The 8,373-nt window shown below is 64.3% G+C and carries 5 protein-coding genes and 2 pseudogenes; 4 read left to right on the forward strand and 3 right to left on the reverse strand.

The window, feature by feature from the left end:
• Together JHD73_RS25000 and treS are read right to left on the reverse strand one after the other, a co-directional pair.
• A pseudogene (locus tag JHD73_RS25000) lies at window positions 1-304 on the reverse strand (malto-oligosyltrehalose trehalohydrolase); the annotation flags it as partial.
• A complete protein-coding gene (gene treS / locus JHD73_RS25005) occupies window positions 301-3,795 on the reverse strand; it encodes a maltose alpha-D-glucosyltransferase (protein WP_199032868.1) in 3,495 nt (1,164 codons plus the stop codon). The gene treS and the pseudogene JHD73_RS25000, both read right to left, overlap by 4 nt.
• A gap of 380 nt (window positions 3,796-4,175) precedes the next feature.
• Between treS and ahpC the strand changes: the two genes are divergently transcribed.
• Both ahpC and ahpF read left to right on the forward strand, forming a co-directional pair.
• The gene (ahpC, locus tag JHD73_RS25010; protein ID WP_199032869.1) at window positions 4,176-4,739 is read left to right on the forward strand and encodes an alkyl hydroperoxide reductase subunit C; all 564 of its coding nucleotides are present in this window, start codon (window positions 4,176-4,178) and stop codon (window positions 4,737-4,739) included.
• A gap of 126 nt (window positions 4,740-4,865) precedes the next feature.
• The gene (gene ahpF, locus JHD73_RS25015; protein ID WP_199032870.1) at window positions 4,866-6,440 is read left to right on the forward strand and encodes an alkyl hydroperoxide reductase subunit F; all 1,575 of its coding nucleotides are present in this window, start codon (window positions 4,866-4,868) and stop codon (window positions 6,438-6,440) included.
• A 63-nt stretch (window positions 6,441-6,503) separates the two neighbouring features.
• Here ahpF and JHD73_RS25020 read toward each other — a convergent pair whose 3' ends face one another.
• Window positions 6,504-7,391 carry a LysR family transcriptional regulator gene (locus JHD73_RS25020; RefSeq protein ID WP_199032871.1) on the reverse strand — a complete coding sequence of 296 codons (888 nt, stop codon included), beginning with the start codon at window positions 7,389-7,391 and terminating at the stop codon, window positions 6,504-6,506.
• A 217-nt stretch (window positions 7,392-7,608) separates the two neighbouring features.
• Between JHD73_RS25020 and JHD73_RS25025 the strand changes: the two genes are divergently transcribed.
• Complete coding sequence (locus tag JHD73_RS25025; protein ID WP_199032872.1) at window positions 7,609-8,064, forward strand: nucleoside deaminase; 456 nt, start codon at window positions 7,609-7,611, stop codon at window positions 8,062-8,064.
• Window positions 8,043-8,373: pseudogene (locus JHD73_RS25030) on the forward strand (MFS transporter); the annotation flags it as partial. The gene JHD73_RS25025 and the pseudogene JHD73_RS25030, both read left to right, overlap by 22 nt.

An 8,373-nucleotide genomic window follows, 5' to 3' on the forward strand; every position in this document is an offset into this window, starting at 1 on the left:
GCGCAGCCGGATCGGGCACGGTGATGGTCACACCGTTGCGGTCGGTCACGCGGTATCGGTAGCACAACCCGGCGCCGATTGGCGCAACGGCTGCATACCAGCCGTCGGGTTCAGCCTCCATGCGCACAGTGTTGTTGCCGTTGCGGGCGTGTCCGGCGTCGATTTCGATCCACGCCTCGGTGGCGTCTGGTGCCCACAGGCGAAAGCGCGTGCGATCCGGACCGAGGCACGTGGCGCCAAATGGCAGTTCATGTGTGAAGCGCGCGCGCGGGGCGGGTGGTGACGTGGGTGCGACAGCAGTCATGGTGTGGGTTCCGGGCGATCGTCGACAGGGCCGATTGAGGTGAGCATGGCGGCGGGGTTGGCCGGCTCGGGTTTCGCGCTAAGCAGGCGCCGTGCCGCGTGCACAAGGCCGGCCAGTGGAACCGGCAGCCAGGCCGGCCGGCTGGCGGCGTCCGCACCGAGGTGGCGGGCCGCGTCTTCCAGCAGGAACAGATTGAGCAGTTCCGGGTGGATTGGGCATCCGCCGGCATCGGCATAGGTCTGCAGGAAGTGCTCTGCGGCGGCAGCGCGAAAGCGTTCGAGCAGTTGATCGCGGCGCTCCTGCACGGGCCCCGTCACGTGCTCCGGGCCTTGCCGCATGGCTTCCACCACATCGTCCAGCGAATGCAGCAGGCTTGCCACGTCGCGCAGCGGGCTGTCCTTGCGGCGTCGCACCTCGACCGGTAGCGCGGGGTCGCCACCAAAGTTGACCAGAAATACGTCCCCTTGCGAGACGAGCACCTCGTCGAGGTGGAAATCCCCATGCAGGCGTGACAGCGTTGTACCCAGCCCGGCCTGGGCCGATGCGCCGATGGCCGTCGGCAAGGTGTCACGTTGCAACAGCAACCATTCGGCGGGTTCGTGCGTAGCGTGCGTGTCTTGCCACGCCTGCACGTGATTCAGCGCTTGGGTGACTTGCTCGCGCACGCGTGCTGTCCAGTTGCGCACATCGTCGGCATGGGCGGGACGTGTGCCGAAGCGCGGGTCGTCGCTCGGTTGTGCCAGCAATGCATGCAGCTCGCCCAGCCGTGTGCCGATGGCGCCGATCTGTGCCAGAAAGCTCGCTAGCGCTTCGTTGGTGTCGGTGCGCGACTCCAGGGCAGCAACGGGAGCCATGGGCACGACCTCGCCGTCGCCTGCGGGCACGGCTTCCGCCTGCACAGCCAACTCGTCGATGGTGCGGCGCAGGTAGTCGAGCGCCCAGTTCCAGGCGTTGCCCTGGTTGGGCACGTAGCGCTGCAAAACCGCCAGCGTGGCAGGTTCGCCCACCGGGCCGGCGTGTGTGATCTCGCCAATGAGTGCCGCGGTGTTGGCGTAGCCGGCGCGGGTGAGGTGGCGTGACATCTCCGCCTCCGGTTGCGTGCCCGGCCAGACGCGGCGCATCAGCTTGATCGTCACCCGATCGTCGATCACCAGTGCGCTGTATGCATGCTCAGGGGCTACCCACTGCACACTCGCATCAGGGGCCAGCGGCAAGTGGGCTTCGGGTGCAGTGGACTTGGCCGCTTCGGCAATGCCGGGTTCCGGCAGAAAACACACTGTGCCGTCGCTGGCCTGCAGCGTGGCGCCACGCACGAGGTTAGCGAGCAGCGCTCGGGCGAAGGTTTCGGTGGTGAAGGCGTCGGTCAGGTAACCAACGTGGCGGCCGCGGCGCACGCGGGCGAGTGCGAGTTGCACCGGCAGCGCGGGCAGGGTGGCGGACTCCCATGCAATCGACAGCGGCAGCAGATAACGCTCGATGCGTTCCACGCCATCTGCATCGCACAGCGTGACGACGACTTCGTTGAAGAACACCTCCGGCCGTGTCGCGCCCGCCAGCGGCCGGTTGGTGGACGAAGCATCCACCGGCACCGCCGCACCCCAGGCGAAGCGGGCACTGCGCAGCACGTCCCTTTCATGCGGCACGCTCTCGTGACCAGCAAACCAGCGGCGCATCGGTAGGTAAGTGGGCAGGACTTCGCGTTCGATTGACTGGCGATGTGCTTCACGCTGGCGCGTGTCGGACAGCGTATCCAGCCCCGAGCGCAAGACCAGCGTCATGAACTCTGGCAACTGCTCGGCGGCCGGTTGTGCCCAGTTTGGGCCGGGTTCGTTCTCGCGCAGTTCCAGCCAGAAGAAGGCATAGGGCTGCAGCGTCAGCAGATACGGGAGTTGCCCAACAGGTGGGAACGCCGTGCCGCCAATCAGCTCGATTGGCACACGCTGCGCGTAGTTCGATAGATCCAACTCCACTGCTTGCGAAGCGCGGGAAAGATTCGCCACGCACAGCATTGGCGGTTCATCTGCCAGCGCGCGAATGTAGGCCAGTATCTTGCGGTTGGATGGCTGCAGAAAATGGATGCTGCCGCGCCCGAATACGCGGTGCTGCTTGCGCGTGGCCAACAGGCGTCGCGTCCAGTTGAGCAGCGAGTGTGCGTCGCGGCTCTGCGCTTCCACGTTCACGGATTCATAGCCGTACAGCGAGCCCATGATGGCCGGCAGTACGAGCTGCTCGGGGTCTGCACGCGAGAAGCCGCCGTTGCGGTCGGGCGACCACTGCATCGGCGTGCGCACGCCGTCACGGTCGCCCAGATGGATGTTGTCGCCCATGCCGATCTCATCGCCGTAGTACAGGACGGGCGTGCCGGGCATTGAGAAAAGCAAGCTGTTCATCAGCTCAACGCGGCGTCGGTCGCGCTCGAGCAGCGGCGCCAGGCGGCGACGGATGCCCAGGTTCAGGCGCGCGCGTCGGTCGCTGGCATAGACCTCCCACAGGTAGTCACGCTCGGCGTCGGTCACCATCTCCAGCGTCAGCTCGTCATGGTTGCGCAGGAAGATCGCCCACTGGCACGCGTGGGGCACGTCCGGCGTTTGCCGCATGATGTCGGTGATCGGAAAGCGATCTTCGCGCGCGATCGCCATGTACATGCGTGGCATCAGCGGGAAATGGAAGGCCATGTGGCATTCGTCGCCTGCACCAAAGTATTCCTGCGTGTCTTCGGGCCACTGGTTGGCCTCGGCCAACAACAGGCGGTTCTTGAACTCGGCATCCATGGCGGCGCGCAGCTTGCGCAGCACGGCATGCGTTTCGGGCAGGTTTTCGTTGGAGGTGCCCTCGCGCTCCACCAAGTAAGGCACCGCGTCCAGCCGCAGGCCGTCCACACCCAGGTTCAGCCAGAACTTCATCACGCCGATCACGGCCTTGAGCACGCGCGGGTTGTCGAAGTTGAGATCGGGCTGGTGGGAATAGAAGCGGTGCCAGTAGTAGGCATTGGCCACCGGGTCCCACGTCCAGTTGGAGGGCTCGGTGTCGATGAAGATGATGCGCGTGCCGGCGTATTTCTTGTCGTGGTCTGACCACACATAGAAGTCGCGCAATGCCGAACCCGGCTTGGCCCGCCGTGCACGCTGGAACCACGGGTGCTGATCCGACGTGTGGTTGATGACCAGTTCGGTGATGACGCGCAGGCCGCGCGCATGCGCCTCGGTAATCAGGCGGCGCACGTCGGCCATGGAGCCGTAGTCGGGGTGAACTCCGCGGTACTCGGCGATGTCGTAGCCGTCATCGCGCCGCGGCGAGGGGTAGAACGGCAGCAGCCAGATGACGTCCACGCCCAGCTCGGCGATGTAGTCGAGCTTGGAGATCAGGCCGGGGAAGTCACCGATGCCGTCGTTGTTCGAATCGCAGAACGACTTGACATGCAATTGGTAGATGACAGCGTCCTTGTACCAGAGCGGGTCGTCCACCAGCAGCGCGGTCGGGTTGCGCGTCATGACAGGAGATCCTCCATGAGCCGGCGCTGCAGCAGACGGCGAACCTGCGTTCGACCCGTGGGTGCAATGTGGTCGGCGCGCGGCGGGTTGGCGAATCCTGACTTGCGCAAATGCCGTGCCCGCCAGGCTGTGCCCCGCGCGTGGCCAGCAAAGCCCGCAGATCTAACGGGTGGCGGTGCAGGGGCGGCTCGCCCTTGGGGTGAATCGTGCGCAACTTGTGCGCGGGTTTGTAATTTTGGGCCGGAGGTTGTCCAAGAAGCCGTCACCGACTCCGTGTATAATAGTATTTTGTAATCGAATTAATCGTATCAATCAATTTGTACAATGCGACGGGTCACGATACGATCACTCCCGTCGTCAACCCAACCAACCCAACCACTATGTCGCTGATCAATACTCAAGTCCAACCGTTCAAGGCCCAAGCGTTCCACAACGGCAAGTTCATCGAAGTCTCGGATGAGTCGCTCAAGGGCAAGTGGTCCGTGCTGATCTTCATGCCGGCCGCATTCACCTTCAACTGCCCGACTGAAGTGGAAGACGCAGCCGACAACTACGCAGAATTCCAAAAGGCTGGCGCCGAGGTCTACATCGTCACGACCGACACGCACTTCTCGCACAAGGTGTGGCATGAAACCTCGCCGGCCGTGGGCAAGGCGCAGTTCCCGCTGGTGGGCGACCCGACGCACCAACTGACCAACGCCTTTGGCGTGCACATTCCGGAAGAAGGTCTGGCCCTGCGCGGCACGTTTGTGATCGACCCGCAAGGCGTGATCAAGACGATGGAAGTGCACGACAACGCCATCGCCCGTGACGTGAAGGAAACCCTGCGCAAGCTCAAGGCTGCCCAGTTCGTCGCCAACAACCCGGGCAACGTGTGCCCGGCCAAGTGGAACGAAGGCGCGAAGACCATCAAGCCGTCGCTCGACCTGGTTGGCAAGATCTAAGTCGTAAGGCTGTTTCGCTGCGAAGTTGCAGCACGAAAAACGGCCGGCTCTGCCGGCCGTTTGCTTGAGGGCGGCGACATGTGTCGCGCCCTGTCACAGATTCAAAAACGAATAAAGGAAGTCGTCATGCTGGATGCTGATGTCAAGGCCCAACTGAAGGCCTACCTCGAACGCCTCGTGCAGCCCATTGAGCTGGTCGCCAACGTCGATGACAGCGAGGGCTCCCGCGACATGATGGACCTGCTGCGTGATGTGGCCGAGCAGTCCAGCATGATCGTGCTGACCGAACAACGTGACGCAGCCGAGCGTGCGCCGTCGTTCCTGATCCGCCGCACCGGGGCTGATGTGAGCGTGCGTTTTGCTGCGATCCCGACCGGCCACGAGTTCACCTCGCTCGTGCTGGCGCTGCTGCAAGTTGGCGGCTATGCCCCCAAGCTTGAAGCCGACGTCATCGAACAGATTCGCAATATCGAAGGGGATTTCCGCTTCGAGACCTACATGTCGCTCACGTGCCAGAACTGCCCGGACGTGGTTCAGGCGCTGAACGTGATGTCGGTGATCAACCCGCGCATCCAGCACGTTGCCATTGACGGCGCGCTGTATCAGGACGAAATCGAGCAACGCAAGATCATGGCCGTGCCGACCGTGTTCCTGAACGGCGAAACGTTCGGGTCGGGCCGCATGGGTGTGGAAGAAATTCTCGCCAAGATCGATACCGGCGCTGCTGCGCGTGACGCTGAGAAGCTCGCCGCCAAAGAGCCGTATGAGGTGCTGATCGTCGGCGGTGGCCCCGCCGGTGCGGCTGCAGCCGTGTACGCGGCACGCAAGGGTGTGCGCACCGGCGTGGTGGCCGAGCGCTTTGGCGGTCAGGTGCTGGATACGCTGGCCATTGAGAACTTCATCTCCGTATCGGAAACCGAAGGGCCGAAGTTTGCCGCCGCGCTGGAGCAGCACGTGCGCCAGTACGAGGTCGACATCATGAACGCGCAGCGCGCGGTCAAGCTCACGCCGGCCGATGCGCCGGGCGGCTTTGCCGAGGTGACGCTGGCCAACGGCGCGGTGCTCAAAGGCCGCTCGATCATCCTGTCGACCGGTGCGCGCTGGCGCAACGTGGGTGTGCCCGGTGAGCAGGAATACAAGAACAAGGGTGTCGCCTACTGCCCGCACTGCGATGGCCCGCTGTTCAAGGGCAAGCGTGTGGCCGTGATTGGCGGCGGTAACTCGGGCGTGGAAGCCGCTATCGACCTGGCTGGTTTGGTGAGCCACGTCACGCTGCTGGAGTTCGGCGATCAACTCCGCGCCGATGCGGTGCTGGTGCGTAAGCTGCAAAGCCTGTCGAACGCGACCATCGTCACCAACGCTCAGACCACCGAGATCACTGGCAACGGTGAGAAGGTCAACGGCCTGCGCTACACGGACCGCACGAACGGCACGCAGCACGAAGTCGCGCTGGAAGGCGTGTTCGTGCAGATCGGCCTGGTGCCCAACACCGAGTGGCTGGATGGCGTGGTGGAGCGCAACCGATTCGGCGAGATCGTTGTCGATGCGCGTGGTCAGACCAGCGCGGAAGGCGTGTTCGCTGCAGGCGATGCGACCACGACGCCGTATAAGCAGATCATCATCGCTACGGGTGATGGTGCCAAGGCCGCGCTGTCGGCGTTTGACCACCTGATCCGGGTGCCGCTGGCTGAAGCTGCCTGAAGCGGAACGCAGCCGTACCAAGCCGGACCTCGCGATGAGCGGGTCCGGCTTTTTCTTTGGTATTTAACCCGTGGAGCAGAGCAATGCCTGCGCGCGCGCGCTGCACATCTCGACCAGGCGATCGCGCAACACGCGCCCCGCGCTGTCGAGGTCGGGCCGCGCAAAGAGCGCCAGTTCCAGGCCGCCGATCTCCGGAAAACCGTCAGCAGCGCTGAGCACGCGATGCCCGGCTTGCATGCAGCTGGCCGGCAGCAGGCTCACGCCCAACCCTGCGGTGACCGCCGCACACAGGCTTGCCAGGCTCGGGCTTGAATACGTGATGCGCCACGCCTGGCCGAGCGATTCCAGCGCGTGCAGCATCTCCTGCCGATACAGTGCGCCCACCGGAAACACCACCAGTGGCAGCGCGGGCTGCGTTGGCCCGAGCGGCAGCGTGTGTGGCCGCTCGGCACTGTCAATCCAGCAAACCGGTTCCGCCCAGCGCGCATGGCAGTCGCTATCGGTACCCCATTGCTTGACCAGCAACATGTCCAAGTCGCCATTGCGGTACAGCCGCAAGAGGTGGTGGGACAAGCCACTTTCGACTTCCAGCCGCAGGCGCGGGCGCTCGCGCGCAAAGCTGGCGATGAGCGGCATCAACGCGCCGCTGCCGAGGTCTTCCGGCACGCCCAGGCGGAGCACGCCTTCAGTGTGTTGCGGGCTGAGCGCCTCGCTTGCCTCGCCGGCCAAACGTAGCAGGCGGCGCGCGTAGCCGAGCAGGCGGTCGCCTTCTTCAGTGGGCAGCACCTGCCGCTGGCTGCGATCGAGCAGGCGGCAGTTCAGCTGCTGCTCCAGCCGCAGGATCTGCTGGCTCACCGTCGATTGCGTGAGGTGCAGGTGCTCTGCCGCCCGCGTGAAATTGCCAGTGTCGACCACCGTGACGAAGCTGCGCAGCAAGATCAGATCAATCATTTGATAACCCACTGATGTGCATTCAATCATTTAATTTGAACATACATCAGGGCGCAACCATAATCGGCCGGTTATTCCGATTGCCAGGCGGCAGCCGAGATGGCGTTGCGTGTCTGGAAGCGCTGGACAGTGCCGATTTGCTGGCCGGTGCAGCAGCGTGCCTGGACATGCTGCGCGTGACGCTCAGCCACGGCGCCAACCGATTCAGGAGATCACGATGTCCGATGAAAAGTACATGCGCGAGGCGGTTGAGCTGGCCCGTGCCAACATCAACGCCGGTGGCGCGCCGTTTGGTGCCGTGCTGGTGCGCGATGGCAAGATCATCGCCCGTGCCGTCAACGAGGTGCACACCACCAACGACCCGACCGCCCATGCCGAGATGCAGGCGATTCGCCAAGCCAGCCGCGCGCAGGCCACACCGGACATGAGCGGCGCCGTCATGTACGCCAGCGGCCATCCGTGCCCGATGTGCTTTGCCGCCATGCACCGCTGCGGCATCCGCGCTGCGTACTTCGCGTATTCGAACGAGGACGGCGAGCCGTTCGGCATGTCCACCGCAGCCCTCTATGAGGAGTTCAAGCGCGAGCCGCAGGCGCGCGCGCTGCAGATGCGTGCACTGCGGCCGACGGGCGAGCAGGGCTTGTACGAAGCATGGCAGGCACTTCAATCGTGACGGACGCCACCGCTCAGCACGCAGCATCGGCTGCATCGACTACGGCGCCTGCGCGCGCCGATGCCGGCTGGATCGGCGTGCTGGTGGTGATAGCGCTCGGCCTGAATCTGCGCCCCATCCTCACGACCATCGGCCCGCTGCTGGCGGAGATTCGCGCGGGTACGGGCCTCGGCTTGCAGGGCGTGTCAATGCTGACCGTGATTCCGGTGCTGTGCATGGGCAGCATCGCGCTGTTTATTCCTTGGCTGGCGCGTTGGATGGCCGAGCATCGCGGCATTGTTTGCAGCCTGTTGGCGATTGCAGGGGCGT

Origin of the sequence: Ralstonia sp. ASV6, from assembly GCF_016429285.1 — a bacterium.
In the GTDB taxonomy this organism is placed as follows: domain Bacteria; phylum Pseudomonadota; class Gammaproteobacteria; order Burkholderiales; family Burkholderiaceae; genus Ralstonia; species Ralstonia flaminis.